Below are 26734 nucleotides of genomic sequence, written 5' to 3'. Positions count from 1 at the left end.
GGCTATAGAGGGCGCGGTTTCCGCGCTCTCTTTATTTTGTCACCCTTTTTTCCTGCTCCACATATCCTAGAAAAAAAGGGAGGGAATCGGGGTGTCATTCATCACCATTGTGAATTGGGAGCTGGTTCAATTCGTAAGTGTATCCATGATTCATGAATATGTTTCCCATCGTTCTGTTTATTTGTACAGGTATTCTTTCCCGCGCTGTTCAAACTGAGAACATCCTTTTATAATGAAAGGCGAGGAGGTTTTTTAATGAAAATCGCTTTATTAGGAGCCAGCGGCCGCGTCGGACAAGCCTTTTTAACACAAGCTGCAGCAGATGAAAGATTTGATATTTTCGCTCTGATCAGATCTCAACATGCTGATCTTCCCCTTTCAAAAGACAGAACTGTCATGGGGAACGCCCGCCGCTTAGAAGATGTGAAAAAAATAATGGAGAATGCTGAAATCGTGATCAGCTGTCTAGGCACAGATGGTGATGATACCTTGTCAACTGCTATGGCACACATTCTCTCCGTTATGGAGGAACAGCATATCAAACGGCTTATTACGATCGGCACCGCAGGGATCCTAGATTCCCGATATGAACCGGGAAAATACCGGTTTGAAACAAATGAATCGAAACGAAAGCAGACCCGCGCAGCCAAGGAGCATGCAAAAGTATACGAAATGCTTAAAGAATCATCATTAGACTGGACAATCATCTGCCCCACTTACCTCCCGGACGGAACAGCAACCGGCGTTTATCGTACGGAGCGTAACGTTTTGCCTGAGGGCGGCACAAGCATTTCGGTCGGCGATACTGCGGACTTTTTATATCGTGAGCTCGTTACAGGTGAGTATGTCGGAAACCGTGTCGGACTGGCTTATTGACTACATAAACCAAAAACCCAAAACACGATTGTTTTGGGTTTTTGAGCGTTATGCAATGGAATGTTTCTGTCCCTTTTGCAGTTCATACATTTGATAATATTGGCCTTCTAATGCCATCAGTTCCTCGTGGTTCCCTCTCTCAACAATTTCTCCTTTATCAAGAACCAAAATCTGATCAGCATTTCTGATTGTTGAAAGCCGGTGAGCGATGACGAAGGTGGTGCGTCCTTGTTTGACGACATCAAGCGCCTTCTGGATCACGGCCTCTGTCTCTGTATCAATATGCGCCGTTGCCTCATCTAAAATCAAGATCGCGGGATCAAACGCCAAAGCTCTAGCGAAAGAAATTAACTGCCGCTCTCCAGAGGATAGCGTGCTGCCTTTTTCAATCACGGGCTCATTAATGCCCTTCGGAAGCTTCTTAAGAAGAGGCTCAGCACCGACTTGCCGCAGTGCATTTTTTATTTCTTCTTCAGTCATTCTTTCGTCATCCAGACTTACGTTAGATCCGATTGTGCCCGAGAATAAGTACGGGTCCTGAAGCACAATACCCATATGGGATCTGAGTTCCTGTCTTGACATGTTGTAAATGCTTTTTCCATCAATTAAGACATCACCTTTTTGCGCATCATAAAAACGAAACAGAAGATTCAAAATCGAGCTTTTTCCTGATCCGGTATGGCCGACGAGCGCTACGGTTTCGCCTTTTTGCGCAGTAAAGGAAATATGCTTTAATACCTCTTCACCTTCTTGATACGCAAATGACACATCACGAAATTCAACCCGCCCCAGCGCGCGCTCCTTCGCCGGTTCACCCGCTTCTTCCGTATTCTTTTCTTCAAGCAGTTCAAAAACACGCCCGGCGGAGACCCTTGCAAGCTCCAGCTTTGAAAACTGATTGACGATGCCTGTGATCGGCTGAAATAACCGGTTCAAATAATCGACAAACGCGTACAGCACACCGATAGAAACAATCCCCGCCGCATTCAGGCTCGCACCGCCAAAATGCCAGATCAGACAGACGAACGCAAGATTGCGGATGACATTGACCAGATTATGGGACATTAAGGAGTTTAAATTCAGCATCCTGTTTTGGAAATAAAAATGTGATTCATTTAATTCCTCAAATTCTCTCATTGTTTCCTTTTGATGGCGGAAAGCCTGAATAATGGTCATGCCTTGAATTGACTCATTCATTTTTGCGTTAATGTCACTGTTGATCGAGCGGATTTTTTGGTTGTAATATGACGCATATCTCCGGTATATGACCGACCACAGCCAGATAATCGGCACAATTGCCAGACATACAAACGCAAGCTTCACATCAAGCAGAAACAAAGCCGTGAATATCCCGAACATATAGATTCCGCTTGTCACAAATGTTGAAAGCACTGTGACATATAAATCCCTAATAGCCTCCGTATCATTGGTAATCCGCGCAACGACTTTTCCGGCCGGAAGGTTGTCAAAATAGCGAATCGGCATTTTCTGTATGTGCGAAAACACGTCCTGCCTCATCTTTTGAATAATCCGATTGGCGCTCATCTGCAGCAGATAATGCTGTCCGTATTGAAAGAATACCGAAAACACAAGCAAGCCCCCATACAGGCAGATCAGTAACACCATTCCCTTTATTTCCGGCTGATAGAACTGGAAAAGTTCCTGCTTAGTCAGCTTTTCGGCAGCATATGCCCGGCTCTTGTCTCCGTTTGTGATCGTCAGCTTCCCGTCAGAAACCGTTCTATTCCCGTCGAAGCTGACAGCCTGATCAACAAAATAGAACGCCATTCCCACTTGATAAATATGCGCTTCTTTTGCTTTTGAAACAGGCTCCTGCAATCGGTCCTCTCTGACATATGAGACGCCGTGAAACTGAACGGCATTTTTATCTTTTTCCGCAGCTTCATACCATGTTTTCTCAATGCCGAGGATATGGTCGTCTATCATTTTTTTGCCAATAAAGGGCCCAGTCAGTTCTGCACCGACGGCAACAGTTAGCAAAAGGACGGCTGTGATCAGCAATTTTCGATAAAGAAGTGCGTATCTCCATAACGTTTTTCCTATTTTCATGCCCCTGCTCCCCCTTCTTCCGCAGTGAACAGCTGCTGTCTTTCATATTGTTCCCGGTACCACCCATTATTGGCCAGCAGTTCTTGATGCGTGCCTCTCTCAGCAATGACGCCGCCGTCCATCACAAGGATCAGGTCAGCGTGCTCTACCGCGGATAATCGGTGTGTCAAAATAAATGTCGTTTTTCCTTTGCGGTTTTCTCTGATGTTCTTGATAATTGCAGCCTCTGTTTTGGCATCTACAGCGGAAAGTGAATCATCCAGAATCAAGATTTCCGGATTCGCCATGAGTGCTCTCGCGATCGAAATTCTTTGTTTCTGCCCGCCTGACAGTGCCACGCCTTTTTCACCGACCATTGTCTCCAGACCGGACGGAAGCATGTGCAAATCTTTTTCAAAATGTGCTTCGGCAATGGCTTGCTGAACCTCTTTATCAGTTGCATCCTGTTTTCCGTATAAAATATTTTCTTTTACAGTCCGTGAAAACAGTAAATGATCCTGAGGCACATATCCGATCCATCCGCGGAGACGGTCAAGAGGGATTTGCTGAATCGGTACACCTGAAAATGTAATGCTCCCTTCACCTGGAGGATACTGGCGCAAAAGCTGCTTAATAATTGTCGTTTTTCCGCTCCCGGTTTTACCTGCAATCCCGACAGTCTGCCCTTTTCGCACCGTAAATGAAATATCCTGAAGATTGTCACTTGTTGAGCTTGGATATGTAAAGCTGACATGACTGAAAACGATATCTCCAGGCTCTTTAAGATCAGCGGGCTGTTTTGGATCTGTCACATCCGTTTCATAAGAAAGAGTTTCATTTACCCGATCTAATGACGCATTGCCGCGCTGCATCACATTAATGAGTTCACCGATTGCAAACATCGGCCAAATCATCATGCCGAGATAAACGTTAAAGGACACTAACTCTCCAAGCGTCAGCTCGTTCCGGAATACAAGAAACGCTCCGTAGCCGAGCCCAATCAGATAGCTTGCGCCGACAAGCAGTTTTACCGTCGGCTCAAACAGTGAATCAATAAAAGCCACTTTCATATTTTTCTGATAAACATCAGCGGTCATTTCATTAAACCGGCGAACATCGTTTGTTTCCTGAACATACGCGCGAATCACCCGCACGCCTGAAACAGATTCCAGCACTCTGTCATTCAGCGCCCCGAACGCGTTTTGGGCCTCAGTAAACCGCTCATGAATTTTACTTCCATATAGACTGATTGCAATCGCCATGACTGGAAGCGGGATAATGGCGGCAAAGGTCAGCTTCCAGCTGATCAAAAACCCCATTGTCAAAAAGATCGTCATCATAAACATCGTAGAATCAACTAACGTCAAGATGCCAAACCCTGTGGTTAAACTGACGGCCTGAAGATCATTTGTCCCTCGTGCCATTAAATCGCCTGTTCGGTTTTTTTCATAAAACGGCGGCGACATAGTCAGCAAATGCCCCATCAGCTTCGTACGAAGAATTTTCTCCATCAGATTCGCTCCGCCAAACAGCTGATGCATCCAAAAATAAGACATGATATACACGGCCGCCGTCAGCACAAAAAAGATACCGATATAAAACAGCAGCCCTTCCGCAGTAAATGCCCCTGCTTTCATATCATCTATGGCGTTCCCCAAGAGCTTAGGCGGAAACATTTCAATGACATTGACTGCTAATAAAAGGACAATCGCAATCGTATAGCGCAGCCAGTACGCCTTAAAAAACCAGCCAAGCTTTTTCAAAACTGAAAACATCTATCCCCATCTCCTCATCAGCCGCCTTCTATTTTTTCCTTGCAGCTTTTTTCATCCAGTTTGGCACGAACTGCCCTCGCCTCTGTATTTGTCTTCACATCCCATACACCTGTCTTTCCTTAGATTTTGTATATAAAAAAGGCATGAAGCGTCAGCTCCATGCCTTTTTTAACCGATATGTTACGCACAGCGCTTTTCAGCGCGCGGTCCGACCTAAAAAACCGTTCACGAAAACAGAACAAAAGGTTTGCCGCGCCAATATGAAACTGTTTGATAAACACGCAAATTCCTTGGCATAGCAAACCCTCCTTCCATTCTGATTTCATCTTTTTATCATCATATAAACAAAACCTTTTATTGTCAATCATTACTTGAATAGGAAAAGGTTAATTGTGCTCAAATTCGGGTAGTAGTGTTGTAAGACGCTTTGAAAGGGTGAGAAGGATGTTCCATGCTGACCGTATCATTGTTGCGTTTGACGGAAGTGAAAATAGTAAGAAAGCGCTTCTGACAGCCATTGATCTTGCTAAAACCGTAAATGCCGCTATTACCGTCGCCCATTCACATGATATGAAAGACAATCAGACCGTCATCGACCCGCCCAGACCCGCAGCTGAGGCAAGCTATATCAGCGGAGGCATGACAAGTGTTCCTGATCCGCTGATATCGGATGTAACATCACCTGAGCCAATGATCTATGAAGACCGTACGGAAGAAGTCATCGCCGAAGCCAGAATGATGCTGAATGAACAGCAGGCAGATGGAGATATCGATATATTAGAAGGCGATCCGGCTGAATCAATTATCGAGCATGCAAACCGCATTTCTGCCGATATGATCGTAACCGGAAGCAGAGACCAAAACAGGCTGAAAAAGCTAATATTCGGAAGTGTAAGTGAAAAGCTTTCAGCGAAATCGGATATACCCGTCCTGATTGTAAAGTGAGCACGCCCTGTGCTCACTTCTTTTATATTCATAATTGTGAAAAAACATAGATTTTCGTTTTTTTCTGTTATAATGCTTTCGTGCCCAAAAGCACAAAAGCATTAAAGATAAATATGGGGTGTTATTTTGGATTCTCAAAAAAAGCTGACGTTTCCGTTAGCCGTCGGTTTATTTATATTCATGTTGTGCATTATTATTTCTTGCTTATTCTTGCTTCATGTAGAACCTCATATCCCGCTGTTTTTAAGTGTTGTCATGCTTTCAGCAGCAGCTTTATGGTTTGGATTTCCCTGGAAGAGCATTGAAAAAGGGATTGTAGACGGGATCAAAAACGGCGTACAGCCGATTATTGTTCTAGCGCTGATCGGCATCTTAATCGGCGCCTGGATGTACAGCGGCGCAATACCGACTATGACAGTTTATGCCCTATCCTTTATTGAACCAAGCCACCTTCTGTTGACTGCTTTGTTTTCATGTATGATCATCAGCACACTTGTTGGCTCAAGTCTGACAACTGTAAGCACAATCGGAGTAGCGCTGATCGGCGTGGCGAGCGCGGCTGGCGTTCCGCTTGAATGGACAGCAGGCGCAGTCATATGCGGCGCTTGTTTTGGGGATAAAATGTCGCCGATGTCGGACACAACCAACTTTGCAGCCGGAATAGGCGAAATACCAATCTTTGAACACATTCGCCATATGATGGGCACAACCATTCCAGCTTTGCTCATCACTGTCGTTCTGTTTTACTTTCTCGGTTCATCAGTGTCAGCGGACGCTGCTTCAACCGATAATATTCAGCAGGTCATAACCGGAATAAAAGATGCTGCAAACGTGACACCGTGGGCCCTTCTTTCTCCGCTCTTAGTCGTTTTGCTGGCAATGAAACGGGTATCAGTAATCCCCGTTCTGACTGCCGGAATTATTTCCTCGGGAATTTTGACTGCTATTTTTGTACCCTACAGCAGCCTGCAGGCGTTTATGACAGCTTTACAAAATGGCACAACTTTCGAAACTGACAATGAGGCAGCCGCTAAAATTATTAACAGAGGCGGACTGCAATCCATGATGGGCTCTGTCTCTCTCATTATGATTGCTTTTGCACTCGGCGGATTGATGGAGAAAATCGGATTGATTTCTGCACTATTGGAAGGCGTCATGAAAGGCATCCGCTCAAAAGGCCGTCTTGTTGCAGCAACTGTCTGCTCAAGCATCGGCGTCAACTTGGCAACGGGCGAACAGTATTTATCGATATTAATACCGGGACAATCATTTAAATCTTTATATGACAAACGAAACATCCAGCGAAAATTTCTGACAAGATCATTAGAGGACGGCGGAACATTAATTAACCCATTGATTCCTTGGGGCGTCAGCGGCGCATTTATGGCGAGCGCACTTGGTGTTCCAGTCATAGACTACATCCCATTTACGTTCTTCCTCTATATATCGCCAATGATCTCCATTTTGATTGGATTTGTTAAAAAATAAAAAGAGCCCCGCTGTAAAAAGCGGGCTCTTTTCTTCGTTCATTTATGAAATGCTAGCAGCCTGTTGAATGCTTTCTTGAAAAGCAGCCTGAAGCTGTTTGGTCACCGGTCCGGGTTTCCCGCTTCCGATCGATTGTCCATCGAGCGTCACGACCGGAATAATTTCTGCCGTCGTTGACGAAATAAAGATCTCTTCCGCCTGTTTCAACTCTTCTTCACTGACAGGAGTCTCATCCAGTTTGATCCCATTCTTCTCAATCAGTCCTAAAATATTCATCCGTGTAATTCCATTGAGAATGAGCCGATTAGCCGGATGTGTTCGCACTGTGCCGTTGATAACGGCATAAACGTTAGAGGATGTACCCTCCGTAACAACGCCGTCCCTAAGTAAAATGGCTTCAAATGCTCCGGCTTCATAGGCCCTTTGCTTCGTCATGACATTATACAGTAAATTCAGACTTTTGATATCACATCTTAACCAGCGAAGATCCTCATCTGTAATGGCCGCCACTCCGTATGCCTGCTCTTGCTCCGGTTTTTTCACCGTAAACGTATAGGCAGTAGTCTGCGGCTCGAGGCCGGCTTCATACTGGTGTTTTCGCGGGGCCACACCTCTTGTTGTCTGAATGTATACCGCTCCCTCACTGACCGCATTTTCCTGTACAAGCTTTTGCAGGTCCCACTCGAGATCTTCTATACTGAATGGCAGTGAAATTCCGATTTCAGCAGCACTTCTGAAAAAACGCTCTGCATGCTCACGTAAGCCGAACAATACTCCTTTGTACACCCTGATCACTTCATAGATGCCGTCACCAAACTGATAACCGCGATCTTCCAAATCGATTGATGCTTCACTGCGCCCAATCAGCCGGCCATTGACTAAAACCTTCATAAAAGCCCTCCCTTTTCGAGATGTCCCTGATGTCATTCAAGCTGTCATTATCACTAATTCTACCATATTGGACAAGCTGAAAAACAGAAAGATCAAGAGATCTATAGCGGAAAGGAGTTTATTTTTTCCTTAAAATCTGACATTTCGACAAATTTTCTATGTGCTTTCCAGTTTTATTCCTGTATACTTGACTGGTAATACATAGGTTGTAAACATAAGGCATCTTCATAAGCTGCCTGCTGTACAGCATTATGTAGAGATTTTATGCCAATGGAGAGATTGTTATGCGACAAACGAGAGGAGAGGCTTCTCCTTCTGCAGTTTCGCTTGCTTTTAAATTTGCAAGTTTAGCAGTTTTATGTGTGCTGCTTTTGCTTATGGTGATTTTGGGTTATTCCAACAGTTCAACGAAAGCAAAGGAAGTCACTGTCACAACAAACGGCCAGCTTCGAGATGAGAAGGAAAGCCTTAAGCTGAAAAACGACTCCCCCGATCTCCTGATAAAACATCTGCAGACAAAGCAGAACATGGGAGATAAAACGGTTTACTTAACCTTCGACGACGGCCCTTCAGCCGTTACAACCCGCTTGCTCGACGTACTGAAAAGCGCTGATGTAAAAGCGACGTTTTTTATGCTGTCACCGCGGATGAACGAATTCAAGCAGGCTGTGAAAAGAGCAGAAAAGGAAGGCCACGCACTCGGTTTACATGGCGTTACCCACAATAACAGATTGTTCTATCAAACACCGACATCTCCGCTAAAAGAAATGCAGGAGGCGCGTGACACGCTGCAGGACATTACAGGATATAAAACCGATCTTGTCAGAACGCCATACGGAAGCAAGCCGTCACTAACCGCCTCACAAATTCGCAATCTGGAGAAAGATGGGTTTGTGTACTGGGATTGGACGATCGACAGCATGGACTGGAAATACCGGAATTCACAGTATGTGACCGCCGTATTACAGCAGCTTGAGAATATGGAACACAGCTCTTCAAGCCGCCCAAATGTAATTCTCATGCATGATCTTCCTGCTACTGTAAATGCGCTGCCGGTACTAATCAATAAATTAAAAGAAAAAGGCTATTCCTTCGGAGTGTTAGAGGACACAATGGTTCCTGTTCATGAATAAAAAAGTGAGGCGCATAAAGCGGCTCACTTTTTCATGCCCAAACTTCGGGCAAACTCGCCGATTTTTTGATGGATGACCATGTCAAACAAGCTGTCGCAATACGTTGGTTCAAGGTTTATGATGACTTTCTTCATGCCGGGAATCAGGCTTGCATCCTCAGGCACAAATCTAGCCGGAGCCACTTCGAGAGACGTGCCGATAACCAATAAAAGATCTGCTTGATCCAGCTTTTCATAAAGGGTGTCAAAGTGCATGACGGCATCGCCAAAGAGAACAACATCGGTTTTTAATACCGTTCCGCAAATGTCCCCATTGTTTCCGGCCGCCGTGCACTCCGGCACCTCCCGCTCCAGCAAATGGGGAAGATCATATCGGGCGCCGCATGCCGGACAAGCTGCTGTCTGGATAGAACCATGCAGTTCGTACACATGCCTGCTCCCCGCTTTTTTATGAAGACCGTCAATGTTTTGCGTGAAAATATCGACCTGCTTCCCTTGCTTCTCCAGCTCAGCTAAAAGCAAATGGCCTTCATTCGGTTCAAAGCTGCCGCTCATTTTCATCTGGAACAATTCTTTGAATTTGGGCCAAAACAGACGCGGATAACTTAAAAAATAATCAAGGCTCATCGCTTCCATTCTTGAGGCATCCTCCGTCCAAATGCCCCCTGCTGAACGAAAGTCGGGGATCCCTGATTCTGTGCTCATTCCCGCTCCGGTCAGCACAACAATTCTCTGTGCTTCATGTAGAATACTTTTGAATGTTTCCAACTCAACACCGCCTTTTTCTCTTATTTTACCATGAAAAAGACTCCGCCTCTGTCAGACGAAGTCTCTCTTTTAAGCCCGTTCCTTTTCCTCTTTATTTAGATTCACCTGGAATTGGTCGCTTTCGTGCTTTTGCTTGACAACAACCATTTGGCCGGGATATGCAAACTGAACGCCTTCTGCACCTAAAATCTCAATAATTTTATAGTTGATATCCTCTCTAATATTAAGGTTTTCAGCCCAAACCGTCGTTTTTGTATAGAAGTTAAAAAATAAATTGTAGTAGCTGTCGGCAAACGTATCAAAGTTGACCATGATTATTTCATTATCAACGCCCTCATGCTCTAAGAGCATTGTTCTGAGAGAATGAATGGAGCGTTCAAGGTTCTCAATCGGCGTAGCGTAGGACACATGGATGGAAAACGTAATCTGGCGTTTGGTCATTCTTGTCCAGTTCGTGATCGCTTCCATCGACAGCGTAGAGTTCGGCACCGTTACAAGCGCCCCCTGTGCTGTTCTGAATCTCGTGCTCCTAAAGGTAATATCCTCGACTGATCCTGTTACTGTCGACGTCTCCACCCAGTCACCAATTGTAAACGGCTTTTCAGTAATAATGATAATACCGCCGAAGAAGTTGCTGATGGTATCCTTCGCGGCAAGCGCAAAAGCCAGTCCGCCAAGACCAAGGCCCGCTACAAATCCGTTGACATCATAATTGAATTCCTGAGCGATCACACTGACACTGAGCGCAATGATCACAAAACGGAGCAATTTGGATAAAAACGGGGCCAGAATGTCATCCATGTCAAGCTCGAAGCGCTGGTTCACCTTATGGAAGATAAACGACGATGTTGCGGTCAAATTACAAAGACCCCAACACAAGAGCGCCACAATCAGTGAGCGGTATATTTTGCTGATGACCGGCATTTGCTCATCTAAAAACGGTGAATACCGGATCGCTAAAAACAGCCCAAGGGCAACAAAAAACCATCTGGCCGGCTTATCAAACGCCAGAACCACCTGTTTAAAAATTTCTGTTTTCGGCCGGTTTGTCAAATTAAAAAGCAGGTTAAAAAAATATCTTGTGAATAATTTTCTAAGTATAAGAAACACCAGCAAAATCGCCAAGCTGATGCCGATTTGTATGATGTTATCAAGCGTAAAATACTGCTGCAGATAATCCGGCATGACTGTCTCCCCTCTATCCCAATCAATTGTTTATTATACTAAAATATTCGTAAGGATGTTCATTTAAATGTCTTATGCAGCACAAAACCCCGGCGAAACGCCGGGGTCATTTCTCAATTCATCTATCAGCCAGATTCAATAGGGACAGTCACTTACCTTTTTTCGTTTGTGTCTGATCAAGGAGAGTTGCTTTTTGCATTTCAGCATCCGTTTCGGCTTTAATTCTTTCCTCCACTCTGATTCTCCCTTTTCCCATGATCTCGCCTCCTTTTTTGCTATTATAAAGGATCATATTTTGTTGTGAACATGTCGAAAGACCTAATTTTCTGACGAAATGTGTTCTGATACGCTGAGTGTCTTTTTTTAGTTATACGCATTCCTCAGCCCGGACCATTCCGATATGGCAGAAAAAATTCACCAGTTTGTATCGCGGTGCATATATGGATTTGATACAATAACAGAAATGCCCATACGAGGAGCTGACTTAGCTTGTACATCATTGCCCATCGCGGAGCATCCGGCTACGCTCCGGAAAATACGATTGCCGCATTTGACCTTGCGGTGAAAATGAATGCAGATATGATCGAACTGGATGTCCAGCTTACAAAAGACAGGCAGATTGTTGTGATACACGATGACAGGGTTGACCGAACAACAAACGGATCGGGCTTTGTTAAGGATTTTACCTTGGAGGAATTGCAAAAACTCGATGCAGGAAGCTGGTACGGTCCCGCTTTTCAAGGAGAGCGTATTCCAACCCTGGAAGCGGTGCTCAAGCGCTACCACAAAAAAATCGGCCTTTTAATTGAACTAAAAGGCCATCCGTCTCAAGTCGGAATTGAAGAAGAGGTGGGACAGCTATTAGGGCAATTTTCTTTTTCTATCAATAATATTGTTCAATCCTTTCAGTTCCGCTCCGTCCAAAGGTTCCGCGAGCTTTATCCTTCGATTCCGACAGCGGTCATTACAAGGCCCAACTTTGGCATGCTGTCCAGAAATCAGATGAAGGCCTTCCGCTCTTTTGCAAACTATGTCAATATAAAACACACACGGCTTAACCGTCTGATGATCGGCTCCATCAATAAAAATGGCTTAAACATATTTGCATGGACTGTCAACAATCAAAAGACAGCGGCAAAATTACAAGCCATGGGCGTGGACGGCATCGTTACAGATTACCCGGATTTCATCATAAAGGATGGCAAACATGAAAATATATAGCGCGGTTTTTATCGGAGGCGCGCTTGGCGCCTGCCTCCGATACGGATTAAACTTATGGATACACACCGGTCAGTTCCCGGCGGCAACCTGGCTGGAAAATGCGGCAGGCAGCCTTCTATTAGGCATTTTGACCGGATTTTTTATGATCGGGGCAAAACGGCCTCTGCTGTCGGCTTTTTTAGGCACCGGCTTTTGCGGAGGCTTCACAACAATGTCCACGTTTTCTAAGGAAACAGTGATGCTTTTGCAAGGACAACCCTCATTGGCTCTTTTATATGTGGCAGCCTCATTGATATCAGGGATCATATTTGCACTGATTGGTGTTTTTGTGGGACGGCGCATAGCAGGCATTCAGCAAAGAAAGGGGCTGCAGGAAAAATGACACTAGCGGGTATTTTCATAGGGGGCGGACTTGGCGCAATGCTTCGCTTCTGGCTTGGCAATGTCATAACCGCCAAAACCAAAGGTCTCAGCCTGCCCATTGGCATACTGACAGTCAATATTCTCGGAGCTCTCGGGCTCGGAATATTTACAGGACTTCACGTTGCAAATGCTTCGGTCTCGCTTATCATTGGCACGGGGTTTTTTGGCGCCTTTACGACCTTTTCCACATTCAGCGTTGAAACTATTCAACTCCTTATGGCCAAACGTGTAAAAGAAAGCATCTTGTACATCGTCCTGACACTTTGCGGGTCGCTTTTTGCATTTTGGTGCGGCTGGACAATCACAATATAAAAAAACCTTGAGCTTATTTCTCGCTCAAGGTTGCACTGTTCAGCATCACAGGCTCGGGCAGCGGCAGCTTGTGGTGCGCCGTAATCCCGGTTGTGTTGCCGGCTTCTTCTTTTATATCGATTTGCTTGATTAATCGGCCGTCCATCTTCAGCACCTTTATCGTATATGAACCGATGCGAATGGATTCACCAGCCTCAATATCGATGTTTTCTTTTAATATCAGCCCGCCGATCGTATCGACGTCTTCTTGAATCGATGCGCCAAGAAGGCTGTTCACCTGATCGATCCGAACCTTTCCATCCATCACATAATGGCCGTCGCCAAGCTTTTGGATCAGCGGCTGTTCATCTTCATCAAATTCATCTCGGATCTCTCCGACAATTTCCTCAAGAATATCCTCTGTCGTCACAAGTCCCGAGGTTCCTCCGTATTCATCCGACAATATAGCCATATGAATGCGCTCGCGCTGCATTTTAATCAGCAAGTCATGAACCGGGATCGTTTCAATCACTTCGATGACCGGCCTCACATACGGATGGATCGTCATCTTCATTCGTTCTTCTTCTGTCATAAACAGCAAATCAGAAAACAAATGCTTCGTATTGACCAAACCGAGCACACTGTCTTTGTCTCCATCTGTGACTGGCCAGCGCGTGTATTTTTCCTTCAGCATGACTTCAAGCATCTCGGCCATCGTCATCTCAGTTGACACAGCAGCCATTTCCTTCCGCGGTATCATAATTTCTTTGGCGATCCGATTATCAAATTCAAAAATCTTATTCACATATTTATATTCAGACGGATTAATCTCTCCGTTTTTTAAACTCTCAGATAACAGCATCCTGAGTTCTTCCTCAGAATGGGAACCATCATGTTCTGACGCAGGCTTCAAACCGAACATCCCGCATAAAAGCCGCGCCGATCCATTGAGGATCCAAATAAACGGAAACAGGAGCAAATAGAATAAACGCAAAGGGCCCGCTATCAGTAAAGTCAGCTGTTCTGCCTTTTGAATCGCGACCGTTTTCGGGGCCAGTTCACCTACAACAACGTGCAGGAACGTGATCAAGCCGTACGCGACTGCAAAAGAGACTGCATGTGAAACCGAGTCCGGCAAGCCGAGCGGTTCAAACAGTGGATGCAGCAGCCGTTCAAAGGCCGGCTCACCCAGTACGCCAAGCCCGATTGATGTCAATGTAATGCCTAGCTGGGATGCGGATAAATATTCATCCAAATCTGTAATGACACGCCTTGCGAGTATCGCCCGTTTGTTTCCTTCTGTGATAAGCTGATCTATTCTGGATCTCCTCACTCTAACAATCGCAAACTCGCTTGCAACGAAAAACGCGGTTAAAGCAATGAGCACGCCAATTAAAATCAGACTGTCAATATCGTCCATTTAACCCTATCCTCTCAACAAAGGATAAGGAGTCACCTCCTGATATAATCATTTTTCCTTAACATTGAGGTACGCGGTGTATTGTTGCCTAAGCAGAGGGCCCCATCATACCACCTCCAAAAGTCAAAGTTTGATTATAAATTGTATATTTTATTGTAACACAACTCATTCCAAAAATGATTTTTAATTTTTAGACTTTTATCATGAAGAAAGCCTTAACTGCATGCCTGCTTGTCAATTCTGCGCCTGTCTGGATTGGAAGAGGAAGGATTTTGCGGATATAAAAAGAAAACAGCCTTGAAAACTGTTTTCTTTTCTTTGCCTTCTTAAGCAAAATCTTTATATAAAGAAATGAAAATGTCCCGTGAGTTTTTAATCTGCTCGATCGGCACACTGAAGGATAATCGGAAATGCCCGCTCATTCCAAAACCGCTGCTCGGCACAATTAATAATTTGTATTTTTGGGCGGCATGCACGCAAAATGCAACTTCATCTTCAATCGGCGATTTCGGAAAAACAAAGAAACCTCCCTTTGGCATTTCAAATTCAAAACCGGCTTCTTTTAAAATGTCTACCATTAAATCCCGGCGCTCTTTATAAGCGCTCGCGTCTACTCTTAAATCATCCATTCGTGCCACAGCCCGCTGCATCATGACAGGGGCATTCACAAATCCAAGCGTTCGATTACAATACACAAAAGCGTTGATCAAAAGGTCCGCATCCGGCATTCGGCTGTCCAATCCGATATACCCGAGCCGCTCTCCGGCTATGCCGAGATCTTTACTGAATGAGCTGGCCAATATCACACGATGGTACGATTGAAACGGATTTGCCAGCTCTTCATCATAGATTAATTGACTGTACGGTTCATCAAACAGCACATAAATCGTCTGGCCGCTCTTCTCTTCTATTTCTTTTAATAAAGCGCCTAAATCGTCTATATTTTTCTGGCTGAGAACAGTGCCTGTGGGGTTATGCGGTGTATTGAGAATCAGCCCTTTCGTCTGTGGAGTGATCGATTGCCTTACCGCTTCAATGTCGATCTCAAACCGGCTTGTCAACGGGCAGCTGACGGCTTTTCCCCCGTAGTTCTCAATATACAACTTATATTCGGCAAAATAAGGTGCAAGAATAATGACCTCTTCCCCAGGGTTTACGATGCTTTTTAACGCAACATTCAAAGCGCCTCCCGCGCCCACCGTCATGACGATGCGCTCCGCTGAGAAATCAGCTTCAAAACGCGAGCCCAGAAATTGCGCGACTTTTTCTCTCGCTGCAAGAAGCCCTTGGTTTTGTATGTATCCGTGGCTGCCTTTTTCAGCTTCCTCTATTAACGCTCTCTTAAAAGCTTCAGGCGGTTCAACAATCGGGTTGCCGAGTGAAAAATCAAATACCTGGTCTTCCCCGAACTCCTTCTTCAGCCTTGCACCTTCATCAAACAGCTTGCGAATCCATGATCCTTTATTTAAGTTTTCTTCAACTTCCCGGGATAACCCAGCCAATTTCATCTGTCCCTTCCGCATATAAAAATTTGAAAATTCTATCTTCCTATGTTACTTCAATCAGATGATGAATTCCACAACTTCCAATTCCGGTCTAAAAAAAACAATAAACTTGTGCAAGACACCGTTCATATATTAAACTATTCTCATAACTATAACGTGATGGTTGGGAGGGATATAGATGGGGCTGAGACTTATCGCATCAGTGAACTAGCGGCACTCGCCGGAGTAACGAAACGGACAGTTGATTATTATACGAATCTCGGTCTGCTTACGCCGGCCAGATCCTGTTCAAATTACCGTTACTACGACGAAAATGCACTCAAACGACTTATATTTATTGTAGATTGCAAGAAGCAGCGATTGGCCCTGTCCGATATTAAAGATCGACTGGAGAACCAGTTTCCCTCTTCAGCTAAACTTGATGATGAAATTGGAAATCTGGCATTAGAAATTGATCATATGAATCAAAACATCTCCGGAATCTTGCATCGGTTTGAACGGCTGAAGCCCGAGGATCGTGACAAGCTGAAAAGCAAACTCCCGCCTGAAAAGCTCGCCGTGTTCCAATCATTTATGCTGCTGTTAAGTTAAAACCATTTTATCTAACAGGAGGTGTTACCTTCATTCTCATTGCTAGAGTGAAGGTTCTAATTGGACATAGTGAATTTGATTTTAGTTGCTGTTTTAATCGCCCTGACGGCATTTTTCGTGGCATCTGAGTTTGCCATTATCAGAATCAGAGGCTCACGGATCGATCAGCTGATCGCGGAAGGAAATAAAGCAGCAATAGCCGTAAAAAAAGTGACCACGCATCTTGATGAATATTTATCTGCGTGTCAGCTCGGAATTACATTGACTTCCATCGGATTAGGGGTTTTAGGTGAATCAACGATCGAAAGGCTGCTTCACCCGCTTTTCGTCCAAATGAACGTTCCAGGTTCCCTTTCACATGTCATATCGTTTATTTTTGCGTATGCCATTATCACGTTCTTACACGTTGTTGTCGGAGAACTTGCACCTAAAACAGTCGCTATCCAAAAGGCGGAAGCAGTGTCTATGCTGTTTGCGAAACCGCTGATTTGGTTTTACCGCATCGCGTTCCCATTCATTTGGCTTTTGAACAATTCCGCACGGTTATTGACCAAAGCATTTGGCCTGGAGACCGTTTCAGAAAACGAACTGGCTCACTCAGAAGAAGAGCTGCGAATCATTTTGTCTGAAAGCTATAAAAGCGGTGAAATCAACCAATCAGAGTTTAAATATGTGAATAAAATCTTTGAATTTGACGACAGGCTCGCGAAAGAAATTATGATTCCGCGGACCGAAATTGTCAGCCTTCCGCATGATATCAAGATTTCTGAAATGATGGACATCATTCAGATTGAAAAATATACCCGCTACCCTGTGGAAGAGGGCGATAAAGATAACATTATCGGGGTTATTAACATTAAAGAAGTGCTGACCGCCTGCATCAGCGGTGAGGTATCTGTTGATTCCACCATTTCTCAATTCGTCAACCCTATCATTCATGTCATTGAATCTGCGCCGATCCAAGACCTGCTTGTCAAAATGCAAAAAGAGAGGGTCCACATGGCCATTTTGTCTGATGAATACGGCGGTACTGCCGGGCTTGTGACGGTTGAGGACATCATTGAGGAAATTGTCGGTGAAATCCGCGACGAATTTGATATTGATGAAATTAGCGAAATCCGCAAAATCGGCGAAGGCCATTATATTCTTGACGGAAAAGTGTTAATTGACCAAGTAAACGACCTGCTAGGCATCCATTTAGAGAACGAAGAAGTCGATACAATCGGCGGCTGGTTCCTTACTCAAAAATACGATGTTGAAAAAGATGATTCCATCATCGAAGAGGGCTGCGAATTCATCATTAATGAAATTGACGGCCACCACGTCGCATATATTGAAGTGAAAAAGCTTCAAGAAGAAGAACTTCTGGAGACAGCTAACCAGCAGGAAGCATAATAAGAAAAGCACCTTGTATAGGGTGCTTTTCTTATTTTCACAGTTTCAGGACAATCTCTCAGAACGCCTTATAGCTGATCAAGTTTATTCTCTAGTTCTTTAATCCGCTGATTCAAAGCCTCTGTCATTGCTGCAAGTCTTTCCTTTGAAGGCAGGTGGGCAAAATCAGCCTGGTGAAGAGGCTCACCGATAATCAGCTTCATTTTTCCTTTTTTGAATAATTCTTTTCCGCTTGAAGGGCCCTGATATGCAGCGGGGACAAGCGGCGCTTTCCCCATTTGCGCAATCGTCACCGCACCTCTTTTCAAAGGCACATCCTCAGAGGTTCTTGTTCCGCTTGGGAAGATACCGACGATCTCTCCTTCTTTCAGCAGCTTAATCGGCGTTTTAATACTGCTTGGCCCGGGATTTTCCCGATCTACCGGAAAGGCATGAATTTTCTTCAGAAACGAACCGATCCATTTATTTTGAAAAAGCTCTTTTTTCGCCATGTAGTGTATTTGATAAGGAAGAATCCCGACTCCGAGTGTAATCACATCAACCCAGCCGGAATGTGTACACGCGATGACAAAACCTGAATCGGCCGGAAGGTTTTCTTTGTTATACACCTTCACTCCTCCGCGAAGAGAAAGAATAACTTTTAAAGCATTTGCACAAAACTTATACATATCGCACTTCCTTTGTCGTAATCAATGATTCTTTCTGTCATCTATTATAACAATATTTTTTATTACCTGGTACTAATTTTTAAGATTTCTCTCGTTTAAACGCCAAAAAGCTGAGGATTCGCCCTCAGCTTTTGTTATATTTCCTCTCTGGTCGGCGGGGCCATAAACTCCGGTCCGACAGGGTCTGATATCGTATTTTCCAATATAGTATTGATATCTTTCTGATCTTCACTGTTCAGCGTCCAGCCTGTAATCTCAGATAGGGCCTCAAGCTGCCCAGGCTTTCTTGCTCCCCAAAGAGCGATATCCGCTCCCGGCTGATCTAAGATCCATCTGACAGCCAAGTGAATCACTGATTTTCCATAACGTGTCTTCGCCAGCTTATCCAATTGATTCACAGCAGAAAGATACTCTTTAAAGCGGGGCTTCTGGAATTTTGGATCGTGATTACGCAGATCATCGCCCTCAAATGTATATTCTTCAGTCATTTTGCCTGTTAACAGCCCTCTGCATAAACTGCCGTATAATAATGTTGTTATCTTGTTATCTTTCGCATAAGGAAGGACACTCTCTTCCATCTCTCTTTCAAACAGATTATATGGAGGCTGAATCGTATGGAGAGGTGCGACGGCGCGAAATGTATCCATTTGCTCAATTGAAAAATTGCTGACGCCAATCGCCCGGATTTTTCCCGCATCATATAATTCCTTCATGACTTCAGCCGTTTCTTCAATTGGCACAAGCGGATCGGGCCAATGCACCTGATAAAGATCAATATAGTCTGTTTGAAGCCGCTTCAAAGAATTCTCAACTTCCTCTACAATTCTCGCTCTGTTCGCATGGCGGAACAGCTGGTTGTTCTTCCAGTCCAGAGCCGTTTTCGTTGCGAGAATCACCTGGTCTCTTTTGCCGTACTCTTTGATTGCCTTTCCGACAATTTCCTCGGACTGCCCGAAGCCGTAAGCCGGTGCGGTGTCAATCAGTGTAATCCCCTGATCAAGAGCGGCGCGGATTGTTTCAATCGATGTTTTTTCGTCAGTGCCTCCCCACATCGTTCCGCCAATGGCCCATGTGCCGAGGCCGATTCTGGAGGCTTCTATTCCTGTATCTGCTATACTGGTATATTCCATTGTGCCACTCCTTCACTTTTTCACTATCTTTTCCCCTCTGGAAAAAATGTTAAACCTTTCTCCGCACTATCTTTTGCGGCCATTTTTGGGTACTATATAGTAATGGTGTTTGATTAGGTATAAAAAAGCCGTTTGCATGTAATGTGCAACTTTAAACCTTTCTTATGCGTGTATAACATAGAGGGGAGAAAAGGCAGTGACGATCGATGAAATTTACCAAATGTACATGAATGATGTTTACAGGTTCCTGCTCTCCATGACAAAAGACAAGCATCTTGCTGAAGACTTACTGCAGGAAACCTTTATGCGGGCATACATACACATTCACTCCTATGATCACAGCAAAGTAAAGCCCTGGCTTTTTCAAGTGGCGCGAAACGCCTTCATTGATTACGTCAGAAAGCATAAGAAAGAAGTAACCATTTCTGATGACTTAATCGGAAGCCTCTTTCAAAATGCTGTTCAAAGTCCTGCCCATCAGGTAGAGATAAAGGAAGTGCTGACTGGTTATATGTCCGAGCTCCCCGATAATTATCGGGAGGCCTTAACGCTATATTATTTAAAAGAGTTAAACTACAAAGAAGCATCCCATATTATGAATATTTCAGAGGCGAATTTTAAAAGTGTTTTATTTCGTGCCAGACAGCGGCTGAAAGCACTTTATAATAGAGGTGTTAATGATGAATGAAGAATTTAAAAAGCGTTTTGATCAATATAAAAATGGGGAAATGAGCGACCAGGAAATGACTGCATTTGAGGAAGAACTCGAGAAGCTTGAAGTATATCAGGAACTGATTGACAGCGAACTAGAGGACGATAACGATTGGGATCTCAGCATCAGTCCTGAAAAACAAAAAGCGATTTTAGCCTACGGCAAACGCAAGTCTTATTTGCGAATTTCTGTGCTTGCCGTCATTTCGACATTGATGATTTTGCCGCTTTGTACGCTGGGAAGCTACCTCTATTACGGAATGGGTGGAAAACACAGCACCGGCAATGAGTTTATGGAAACTGCCGCAGTCACTGTAGCCCTGACCATGCCGAATGTTCTTGTTGATACTTCCGGACTGAAAAGCCAAGTGAAGCTATTTGGAATGAATACGGAATTCCCGCTGCAAAAGCAGATTGGCACGAAGACGGCTGCCGTAGGGAATGAACGGGTTGAAATGTTTTATAACAAAGTAAAAGCGCCGGCAGTAAACTACTATGACTTAGAAGTGAATAAAACCGGCCATTACTTTACACATCCTTCAAACAAGTCTGAACAAACGACCGCAAAAGCAGAAAAAACGTTAAGCACATTGCCTGAAGGAACGGTATCAGAGGTCTACCTTTCATATGACCGTGCATATCCGACAAAAGACGTGTATAACAAATTCAAAGGCTATGATGTGAGCTTTTTGTGGAACGCAATCGAAACAGAGAAAAACACAAATAAGACAGCTTCCACAGAACCTCTTGGCTATCCTGGAAAGGATTCAAAGTTCTTGGCCGCCCTTAATACAAAAGGCAAGTCGAATGGCGATCAGTTTATCAACGCCCTGAAATTCATGTCCAAACACGAAAAATGGGCTCAGGTCATTTCAAAACGGAAAGACCTGAATGTAGATAACCGATTAGATTATGTAGAGAAAAACGGTGTCAATGTATACGGTTCGGTCGTTACAGGGCCAACCAAGGAAATCCAGCGCATGCTGAAAAATAAATCTGTAAAATCAGCGAATGTCGGCGAGGTGGAATTATGGAACTGGTAAGAATTTTTAAAGAACACAATGTATTCGGCTGGATCTCTGTCGGGACAGCGGTTCTGTCCCTGCTGTTGCTGAATTTGGCCATTATCAGCAACGTCACGTTTTATTCCTATCAAATGCTTCCGTTCGCCATGGCTGCCGTTCCGTTCGGCGTTGTTGAACTCTTCATCAAGAGAGGGCGCACAGGTCCAGGCCTGCTCGGCGTCATCCTTAATCTCTTTGTGATTATTTGTGTGTATACCATTGTATCTGTAGATACGAATTTACAGTTTGGCTTTTAAAAAAGACGCCTTTTCAGGCGTCTTTTTTCGTTATACCGGTTTTCGGAACAAATAACTTTCTATAGTAAAACCCATTTTATCTGTATAAAATCGATGTGCGTCTTTACGCTGAAGGCCAGATGAAAGACTGACAAAACCGAGTCCGGCTTTTCTCGCCCAGTCTGAGGCATAATCCAAAAGCATTTTGCCGTATCCCTTTGATCGGCAAGGTGCCGTTGTAACAAGATCCGCAATCCACAAGTGCTCTCCTTTATGAATGGAAACTCTCGGCAGAGCCCCGCACAGCGCTCTGATTGCTGTATTTTCATATAAGGCAAACAGCATATACGATTCTTTCTGCACACAGGCTTCAAGCCTTTGTAAATACGTCTCTATATCCAGTTCTGTTCTCAATTCACTCATAATCGGATACGACTCAGCCCATTCTTCTTTCGAGGTTAATTGTTTCATATGGATCATCTTCTCAATCCCCTTTCCTTTCGTTACAATGATCATAGCTAATAAATGGCATTTGCCAAATAGCCAATATCAGAAAAAATGACCATGCCAGCTACAAAGGAGACATGAGATGGATATTACGCCGTTTCTTGATAAAAAGAGCAAAACACCGCTGTATGAACAGCTTTATACCTTTTTTAAACAAGAAATTTCACATGCGCGAATCACAAAGGGAACAAGACTTCCGTCAAAACGCAGGCTCTCCAGCTTGCTCGATGTCAGCACGGCAACTATAGAACGAGCTTATGAGCAATTAACTGCTGAGGGCTATGTCAAAAGCAAGCCGAAAATCGGCTGGTTCGCGGCGGAAGTAGAACCAGGATTCCCGACAGCTCCTGACCATTTTCAGCAGTCTGTACAGCCGGGATTACATCAAAAAAACGCACCTGCTATTGACTTCCATCAGGGCAGCGTTGATCCGACCCTCTTTCCCTTTAACGCATGGAGAAAAAGCATAGTAAAAAGTCTTGATCGCTATTCCGGATCGTTTCACACCTCTGGCGACCCTCAAGGAGAATACGAACTCAGGCACATGATTGCCCGATTCGTCAGGCTGTCTCGGGGAGTAAATTGTGAACCCGGCCAGATTATCATCGGCGCAGGAACCACCGTGCTTCTGCAAAATCTTTGCCTTTCGCTAAAGCCAGGTACAAAAATCGGCTTTGAAGAACCGGGCTTTCACCGTTCAAGAAGGATGTTTGAAGCAAATCACATGGATGTCACTCCGATTTGTTCTGATGCAGAAGGCGTCCTGCCGGATGAGCTCTACCGTCAGAATCCTTATCTCATGTATACGACTCCTTCGCATCAGTTTCCGATTGGGACCATTATGACGATTACCCGCAGACAGGAGCTGCTGGCATGGGCGGCAGAAACAAATTCATTCATTATAGAAGATGATTACGATGGAGAATTTCGCTACAGCGGCCATCCCATTCCGTCTTTACAGGGTCTTGATCCGAATGGCAGAGTCATATATCTGGGCACTTTTTCAAAGTCACTTCTGCCTTCCTTGCGGCTCAGCTTCATGATTGTGCCCCCTGAACTCATGGAACCGATCCAAAACAATGTTCAGTTAATGAAGCAGACCGTTTCTGCCCACTCGCAATTGGCACTGGCAGACTTCATCGAAACCGGAGAGTGGCAAAAACACATAAATAGAATGAGAAGCTTATACCGAAAAAAACACGCTGTCCTGTTAGAAGCCATTCGCTCTGAACTGGGAAACACCGTTGAGATTCTCGGTAAGAACTCGGGGCTTCACATTCTGCTGCGCCTTTTGTTTCCAGCAAGTGAGGAAGAAGCAATACAAGCAGCCGCTGACCACGGTGTAACCCTCTATCCCGTGTCTCCCTCATATATAGAACAGACGCCTTTTACTTCTGTCTTAATCGGTTATGGCGGTTTGTCAGAAGAGGACATCAGGCTCGGCATCCAAAAACTGAAAACGGCATGGGCACCGTTGATATCATCTTATTAAATAAAAAACAGGCCCCGGAAACGGAGCCTGTTTTTTAAAATGATAAAATTCCGATTAAATTTAAGAACACGATAATAATGGCAAGCGGCACGATAAAACGAAGCAAATAAAACCATGTGTAAAAGAATGCTTTACCTGCATTTGATCCATTTCGCATTTCAGCCAAGAGTTCGCTTTTCGAAATTTTCAGCGGGATAAATAGAGAAATTAACAGAGCGCCTGAAGGCATCAAAACATTGCTGACGGTAAAATCGGCAATATCAAAAAACGTTTTGCCAAATAGGTGCACATCACTCAAAACGCCATAAGACAAGCAGCATGGGATTCCGACCAAAAAGATCAAAAGCCCGCTCGTCCATGACAGTTTTTTTCTCTTCTTTTCGTCCCCTTTTCCGATTGTGGCAACGATAATTTCAACCATCGAAAATGCTGAGGTTAAGGCTGCAAATAAAAATGCAACGAGAAAGCCGATAAAAAACAATGTGCCGAACGGAAGCTGTTCAAAAACGGCCGGAAGCACTGTAAACAGCAATGTCGGTCCTTCATTTGGCTGAAAACCGAATGAGAAAACCGCCGGAAAAATAGCCAAACCTGCCAAGAGTGTCACAATGATATTCATCAAGACAATGGAGGCTGCCGAACGAGGGATATTTTGTGTTTTCGGCAAATAGGAGCTGTAGGTCACCATCACCGAAACCCCCAGTGTTAACGTAAAGAAGGCCTGTCCCAGCGCGAATAATATGGATTCCGGAGTCAGATCGCCGAAATGAGGCACAAGCAGAAACTTTACGCCTTCCATTGCACCATTAAGCGTAAGAGACCGAAGAACGAGCAGAATAAACAATAAAAACAAAATCGGCATCATCACCGCGCTTACCCGTTCAATCCCTTTTTGAACCCCTCTTGCGACAACGAGTACAGTCAGTGCCATAAAGACAAGCTGAGCCGCGAGCGTCTGCACCGGATTTTGGATAATAGAAGCAAAAAGAGCGCCATACTGTGCTTGAGAAAGCCCGGACAGTGATCCTGACGCTGTTTTCACGATATACAGCAAAATCCATCCCCCGATTACACTGTAAAACGACAGCACTAAGAAACACGCCGCTACGCCGATCCACCCCGTAAGAAACCAAGCTGATCGCGGCGCTTCTTTTTTATATGCATCAATGGCATTCGTCTGGTTCCGTCTTCCAAAAATAAATTCCCCCACCAAAAGCGGATAGCCTAAGAGGATGGTAAATAACACGAAGATAAGAAAAAAGGCTCCTCCCCCATTGGTCCCCGCTACGTAAGGGAACTTCCAAATCGCGCCCAAGCCGATAGCCGAGCCGGCCGCTGCCATGACGAAACCAATTTTCGAAGCCCATTGGACTGGTTTTTGCTCAGACAATAAACGTCACTTCCTTTCCAGCCTATATTATCTCTTATTTTTGTCTTCATTTCTATAGATTCATTTGCCAAGAACAGAAAAGAGGCGGCCTGTATGGCCGCTCTCTTTATCAAAAGGTTATTGATTTAATTTTGAATGCTTTCTTGAATACAGGAAATAGATTACCAAGCCGATTAACAGCCACACTAGGAAGCGGACAATCGTCACCCATCCCAGATTTAAAATCAAGAACAGGCAGAACAGAATCGCCAGGCCTGGGATCACGGGAACTCCCGGGCATTTAAAAGCTCTCGGAAGATCAGGCTGTTTCTTTCTCAAAACGATAACTGCCACAGAAATCAGGACAAATGCCGACAACGTCCCGATGTTCACCAGCTTTGCAAGTTCATCCAGCGGAACAAGTGAGCCGAGAAGCGCCGACATCGTTCCGAAAAACCAAGTGGCTACATAAGGTGTTTTGTGCTTTGGATGCACTTTAGAAAGTGAACCCGGCACAAGTCCGTCACGCGACATGGCAAACATGACGCGGGTCTGCCCGTAAAGCATCACGAGCATAACTGTTGTCATTCCCAACACGGCGCCAATATCAATGATGCCTGCCACCCAATTTTGCCCTGCGCTTTGAAGAACAAGAGAAACCGGATGATCCACACCCGCAAATTGAGCAAACGGGATAACCCCAGTCATGATGGCTGATACGGTGACATATAAAATCGTGCAGACCAGTAAAGAGAAAATAATGCCTTTAGGCAGATCCTTCGCGGGATTTTTCGTTTCTTCCGCAGCAGAGGATACAGCGTCAAATCCGATAAAAGCAAAGAATACGAGCGCCGCTGCACTGAACACGCCGCCAAAGCCCATTGGCATAAACGGCTGCCAGTTGTGCGGCTTCACGTAAACGGCTGCCACCGCGATAAACAGCAGAACAACCAGTATCTTCAAGATAACCATGATATTGTTGACTCTTTTTGATTCTTTGATGCCTAAATAAAGCAAATATGTGATCGCCATTACAATGACGAATGCAGGAAGATTAAACAGGGTAAAGGTGCCTTTCACTGCGCCCGGTGCCGCTGTTAAAGCAACCGGAAGATGAATGCCAAGCCCTGATAAAAACGATTGGAAATAACCAGACCAGCCGACCGACACTGCACTTACCGCCAGCATGTATTCTAAAATTAAATCCCACCCGATAATAAAGGCCATAAGCTCTCCCAATGTCGCATAAGTGAATGTATACACCGAACCTGAAACAGGCACACTTGACGCAAATTCCGCGTAAGACAGGGCGGCGAATAAACAAGCCAACGCCGCCACAACAAATGAAATCGTCAGCCCGGGACCGGCCGTGACTGCGCCTGTTCCCGTCAGAACAAAAATCCCTGTGCCAATAATGGCGCCGATTCCAAGCAACGTTAAATCAAATGCCCCTAATTCTCTTTTTAAAGACTTTTCCCCGCTCGTCGCAGCGATTAAATCCTGAATGCTTTTCTTCCTAAAAACGCTCCCTTTCATTCCCCTTCAACTCCCGATCATCTATTTTTATATATTTTATTTGAATTTTCTGAATTCATGAGTAAC

Annotated in this window: 28 protein-coding genes; 14 read left to right on the top strand and 14 right to left on the bottom strand. The window is 44.6% G+C overall.

What is annotated here, in order from left to right; genetic code table 11:
• Positions 1–91 precede the first annotated feature (91 nt).
• Positions 92–217: a hypothetical protein gene (yheF, locus tag BSU_09740; RefSeq protein ID NP_388855.1), complete on the top strand. Its 126-nt coding sequence runs from the start codon at positions 92–94 to the stop codon at positions 215–217.
• 38 nt (positions 218–255) lie between these two features.
• Positions 256–876, top strand: a complete 621-nt coding sequence (yheG, locus tag BSU_09730) for a putative NADH-flavin oxidoreductase (RefSeq protein ID NP_388854.1) — start codon at positions 256–258, stop codon at positions 874–876.
• Between the two features lie 48 nt (positions 877–924).
• Here the strand turns inward: yheG and bmrD are convergent, their stop codons facing one another.
• The 3 genes from bmrD to bmrB all read right to left on the bottom strand — a co-directional run bounded on the left by bmrD (position 925) and on the right by bmrB (position 4981).
• Complete coding sequence (bmrD, locus tag BSU_09720; RefSeq protein NP_388853.1) at positions 925–2946, bottom strand: efflux ABC transporter (ATP-binding subunit); 2022 nt, start codon at positions 2944–2946, stop codon at positions 925–927.
• A complete protein-coding gene (gene bmrC, locus BSU_09710) occupies positions 2943–4700 on the bottom strand; it encodes an efflux ABC transporter (ATP-binding protein) (RefSeq protein NP_388852.1) in 1758 nt (585 codons plus the stop codon). Before bmrC ends, bmrD begins: the two co-directional genes overlap by 4 nt.
• 119 nt (positions 4701–4819) lie before the next feature.
• Positions 4820–4981: a regulator leader peptide gene (gene bmrB / locus BSU_09700; RefSeq protein ID NP_388851.1), complete on the bottom strand. Its 162-nt coding sequence runs from the start codon at positions 4979–4981 to the stop codon at positions 4820–4822.
• 163 nt (positions 4982–5144) lie between these two features.
• On the opposite strand from bmrB, the gene nhaX reads away from it, so the two are divergent.
• Both nhaX and nhaC read left to right on the top strand, forming a co-directional pair.
• On the top strand, positions 5145–5645 hold the full coding sequence (gene nhaX / locus BSU_09690; protein ID NP_388850.2) for a stress response protein, UspA family: 501 nt from the start codon (positions 5145–5147) through the stop codon (positions 5643–5645).
• A 126-nt stretch (positions 5646–5771) separates the two neighbouring features.
• Positions 5772–7133 carry a Na+/H+ antiporter gene (gene nhaC, locus BSU_09680; RefSeq protein NP_388849.1) on the top strand — a complete coding sequence of 454 codons (1362 nt, stop codon included), beginning with the start codon at positions 5772–5774 and terminating at the stop codon, positions 7131–7133.
• Between the two features lie 42 nt (positions 7134–7175).
• Here nhaC and dat read toward each other — a convergent pair whose 3' ends face one another.
• Positions 7176–8024, bottom strand: coding sequence for a D-alanine aminotransferase (gene dat / locus BSU_09670; RefSeq protein ID NP_388848.1), 849 nt, complete (start codon positions 8022–8024; stop codon positions 7176–7178).
• A 284-nt stretch (positions 8025–8308) separates the two neighbouring features.
• On the opposite strand from dat, the gene yheN reads away from it, so the two are divergent.
• Positions 8309–9157, top strand: coding sequence for a putative polysaccharide deacetylase (gene yheN, locus BSU_09660; RefSeq protein NP_388847.1), 849 nt, complete (start codon positions 8309–8311; stop codon positions 9155–9157).
• 23 nt (positions 9158–9180) lie between these two features.
• Here yheN and srtN read toward each other — a convergent pair whose 3' ends face one another.
• The 3 genes from srtN to yhdX all read right to left on the bottom strand — a co-directional run bounded on the left by srtN (position 9181) and on the right by yhdX (position 11365).
• Positions 9181–9924 carry a sirtuin NAD-dependent deacetylase gene (srtN, locus tag BSU_09650; protein NP_388846.1) on the bottom strand — a complete coding sequence of 248 codons (744 nt, stop codon included), beginning with the start codon at positions 9922–9924 and terminating at the stop codon, positions 9181–9183.
• Positions 9925–9993: 69 nt separating this feature from the next.
• The gene (mscY, locus tag BSU_09640; RefSeq protein ID NP_388845.1) at positions 9994–11109 is read right to left on the bottom strand and encodes a small conductance mechano-sensitive channel; all 1116 of its coding nucleotides are present in this window, start codon (positions 11107–11109) and stop codon (positions 9994–9996) included.
• A gap of 148 nt (positions 11110–11257) precedes the next feature.
• Positions 11258–11365: a hypothetical protein gene (gene yhdX, locus BSU_09630; RefSeq protein ID NP_388844.1), complete on the bottom strand. Its 108-nt coding sequence runs from the start codon at positions 11363–11365 to the stop codon at positions 11258–11260.
• Between the two features lie 233 nt (positions 11366–11598).
• Between yhdX and yhdW the strand changes: the two genes are divergently transcribed.
• Genes yhdW through crcBA form a run of 3 tightly spaced genes read left to right on the top strand, consistent with a single transcriptional unit; the run spans position 11599 to position 13065 of the window.
• Entirely contained in the window at positions 11599–12330 is a 732-nt protein-coding gene (gene yhdW / locus BSU_09620; RefSeq protein ID NP_388843.1) for a putative glycerophosphodiester phosphodiesterase, read from the top strand.
• The gene (gene crcBB / locus BSU_09610) at positions 12317–12712 is read left to right on the top strand and encodes a subunit of fluoride efflux transporter (RefSeq protein NP_388842.1); all 396 of its coding nucleotides are present in this window, start codon (positions 12317–12319) and stop codon (positions 12710–12712) included. Before yhdW ends, crcBB begins: the two co-directional genes overlap by 14 nt.
• Positions 12709–13065: a fluoride efflux channel component A gene (gene crcBA / locus BSU_09600; RefSeq protein ID NP_388841.1), complete on the top strand. Its 357-nt coding sequence runs from the start codon at positions 12709–12711 to the stop codon at positions 13063–13065. The genes crcBB and crcBA overlap by 4 nt, the downstream gene beginning before the upstream one ends.
• Positions 13066–13078: 13 nt before the next feature.
• Here the strand turns inward: crcBA and yhdT are convergent, their stop codons facing one another.
• Positions 13079–14464 (bottom strand): hypothetical protein, encoded by a 1386-nt coding sequence (gene yhdT, locus BSU_09590; protein ID NP_388840.1) that lies wholly within the window; start codon positions 14462–14464, stop codon positions 13079–13081.
• 326 nt (positions 14465–14790) lie between these two features.
• A complete protein-coding gene (gene yhdR, locus BSU_09570) occupies positions 14791–15972 on the bottom strand; it encodes a putative aspartate aminotransferase (RefSeq protein NP_388838.1) in 1182 nt (393 codons plus the stop codon).
• 156 nt (positions 15973–16128) lie between these two features.
• Between yhdR and cueR the strand changes: the two genes are divergently transcribed.
• Complete coding sequence (cueR, locus tag BSU_09560) at positions 16129–16560, top strand: indirect copper efflux transcriptional regulator (RefSeq protein ID NP_388837.1); 432 nt, start codon at positions 16129–16131, stop codon at positions 16558–16560.
• A 60-nt stretch (positions 16561–16620) separates the two neighbouring features.
• The gene (gene yhdP, locus BSU_09550; protein NP_388836.1) at positions 16621–17955 is read left to right on the top strand and encodes a putative magnesium efflux pump; all 1335 of its coding nucleotides are present in this window, start codon (positions 16621–16623) and stop codon (positions 17953–17955) included.
• A 68-nt stretch (positions 17956–18023) separates the two neighbouring features.
• On the opposite strand, the gene plsC is transcribed toward yhdP, so the two are convergent.
• Together plsC and akrN are read right to left on the bottom strand one after the other, a co-directional pair.
• Complete coding sequence (gene plsC, locus BSU_09540) at positions 18024–18623, bottom strand: 1-acylglycerol-phosphate (1-acyl-G3P) acyltransferase (protein ID NP_388835.1); 600 nt, start codon at positions 18621–18623, stop codon at positions 18024–18026.
• A gap of 134 nt (positions 18624–18757) precedes the next feature.
• Entirely contained in the window at positions 18758–19753 is a 996-nt protein-coding gene (gene akrN, locus BSU_09530) for an aldo/keto reductase specific for NADPH; protects against methylglyoxal (RefSeq protein ID NP_388834.1), read from the bottom strand.
• Positions 19754–19949: 196 nt separating this feature from the next.
• On the opposite strand from akrN, the gene sigM reads away from it, so the two are divergent.
• Genes sigM through asiMB form a run of 3 tightly spaced genes read left to right on the top strand, consistent with a single transcriptional unit; the run spans position 19950 to position 21785 of the window.
• Entirely contained in the window at positions 19950–20441 is a 492-nt protein-coding gene (sigM, locus tag BSU_09520) for an RNA polymerase ECF (extracytoplasmic function)-type sigma factor (sigma(M)) (protein NP_388833.1), read from the top strand.
• Complete coding sequence (gene asiMA, locus BSU_09510; RefSeq protein ID NP_388832.1) at positions 20431–21507, top strand: negative regulator of the activity of sigma-M; 1077 nt, start codon at positions 20431–20433, stop codon at positions 21505–21507. Before sigM ends, asiMA begins: the two co-directional genes overlap by 11 nt.
• Positions 21495–21785: a negative regulator of the activity of sigma-M gene (gene asiMB / locus BSU_09500; RefSeq protein NP_388831.1), complete on the top strand. Its 291-nt coding sequence runs from the start codon at positions 21495–21497 to the stop codon at positions 21783–21785. Before asiMA ends, asiMB begins: the two co-directional genes overlap by 13 nt.
• A 30-nt stretch (positions 21786–21815) precedes the next feature.
• Here the strand turns inward: asiMB and yhdJ are convergent, their stop codons facing one another.
• Positions 21816–22244 (bottom strand): putative acetyltransferase, encoded by a 429-nt coding sequence (yhdJ, locus tag BSU_09490; RefSeq protein ID NP_388830.1) that lies wholly within the window; start codon positions 22242–22244, stop codon positions 21816–21818.
• Positions 22245–22353: 109 nt separating this feature from the next.
• Between yhdJ and yhdI the strand changes: the two genes are divergently transcribed.
• On the top strand, positions 22354–23763 hold the full coding sequence (gene yhdI, locus BSU_09480) for a putative PLP-dependent transcriptional regulator (RefSeq protein NP_388829.1): 1410 nt from the start codon (positions 22354–22356) through the stop codon (positions 23761–23763).
• A 34-nt stretch (positions 23764–23797) separates the two neighbouring features.
• Here the strand turns inward: yhdI and yhdH are convergent, their stop codons facing one another.
• Positions 23798–25153 (bottom strand): putative sodium-dependent transporter, encoded by a 1356-nt coding sequence (gene yhdH / locus BSU_09470; protein NP_388828.1) that lies wholly within the window; start codon positions 25151–25153, stop codon positions 23798–23800.
• A gap of 117 nt (positions 25154–25270) precedes the next feature.
• Positions 25271–26668 carry a branched-chain amino acid transporter or methylthioribose-degradation metabolite exporter gene (gene bcaP / locus BSU_09460; protein NP_388827.1) on the bottom strand — a complete coding sequence of 466 codons (1398 nt, stop codon included), beginning with the start codon at positions 26666–26668 and terminating at the stop codon, positions 25271–25273.
• Between the last annotated feature and the right edge of the window lie 66 nt (positions 26669–26734).

Source organism: Bacillus subtilis subsp. subtilis str. 168 (genome assembly GCF_000009045.1).
Classification (GTDB): Bacteria; Bacillota; Bacilli; order Bacillales; family Bacillaceae; genus Bacillus; species Bacillus subtilis.
The sequence above is the reverse complement of the archived record's forward strand: the minus strand, read 5'-3'. Positions and strand labels throughout refer to the sequence as shown.

Excerpts from the sequence above, each read along its gene's own strand:
- yheG (NP_388854.1), top strand. The coding sequence starts at position 256 with ATGAAAATCGCTTTATTAGGAGCCAGCGGCCGCGTCGGACAAGCCTTT.
- bmrD (NP_388853.1), bottom strand. The coding sequence starts at position 2,946 with ATGAAAATAGGAAAAACGTTATGGAGATACGCACTTCTTTATCGAAAA.
- bmrC (NP_388852.1), bottom strand. The coding sequence starts at position 4,700 with ATGTTTTCAGTTTTGAAAAAGCTTGGCTGGTTTTTTAAGGCGTACTGG.
- nhaX (NP_388850.2), top strand. The coding sequence starts at position 5,145 with ATGTTCCATGCTGACCGTATCATTGTTGCGTTTGACGGAAGTGAAAAT.
- dat (NP_388848.1), bottom strand. The coding sequence starts at position 8,024 with ATGAAGGTTTTAGTCAATGGCCGGCTGATTGGGCGCAGTGAAGCATCA.
- yheN (NP_388847.1), top strand. The coding sequence starts at position 8,309 with ATGCGACAAACGAGAGGAGAGGCTTCTCCTTCTGCAGTTTCGCTTGCT.
- mscY (NP_388845.1), bottom strand. The coding sequence starts at position 11,109 with ATGCCGGATTATCTGCAGCAGTATTTTACGCTTGATAACATCATACAA.
- yhdX (NP_388844.1), bottom strand. The coding sequence starts at position 11,365 with ATGGGAAAAGGGAGAATCAGAGTGGAGGAAAGAATTAAAGCCGAAACG.
- crcBB (NP_388842.1), top strand. The coding sequence starts at position 12,317 with ATGAAAATATATAGCGCGGTTTTTATCGGAGGCGCGCTTGGCGCCTGC.
- crcBA (NP_388841.1), top strand. The coding sequence starts at position 12,709 with ATGACACTAGCGGGTATTTTCATAGGGGGCGGACTTGGCGCAATGCTT.
- yhdT (NP_388840.1), bottom strand. The coding sequence starts at position 14,464 with ATGGACGATATTGACAGTCTGATTTTAATTGGCGTGCTCATTGCTTTA.
- yhdR (NP_388838.1), bottom strand. The coding sequence starts at position 15,972 with ATGAAATTGGCTGGGTTATCCCGGGAAGTTGAAGAAAACTTAAATAAA.
- cueR (NP_388837.1), top strand. The coding sequence starts at position 16,129 with ATGGTTGGGAGGGATATAGATGGGGCTGAGACTTATCGCATCAGTGAA.
- plsC (NP_388835.1), bottom strand. The coding sequence starts at position 18,623 with ATGTATAAGTTTTGTGCAAATGCTTTAAAAGTTATTCTTTCTCTTCGC.
- akrN (NP_388834.1), bottom strand. The coding sequence starts at position 19,753 with ATGGAATATACCAGTATAGCAGATACAGGAATAGAAGCCTCCAGAATC.
- asiMA (NP_388832.1), top strand. The coding sequence starts at position 20,431 with ATGATGAATGAAGAATTTAAAAAGCGTTTTGATCAATATAAAAATGGG.
- asiMB (NP_388831.1), top strand. The coding sequence starts at position 21,495 with ATGGAACTGGTAAGAATTTTTAAAGAACACAATGTATTCGGCTGGATC.
- yhdJ (NP_388830.1), bottom strand. The coding sequence starts at position 22,244 with ATGATCCATATGAAACAATTAACCTCGAAAGAAGAATGGGCTGAGTCG.
- yhdI (NP_388829.1), top strand. The coding sequence starts at position 22,354 with ATGGATATTACGCCGTTTCTTGATAAAAAGAGCAAAACACCGCTGTAT.
- bcaP (NP_388827.1), bottom strand. The coding sequence starts at position 26,668 with ATGAAAGGGAGCGTTTTTAGGAAGAAAAGCATTCAGGATTTAATCGCT.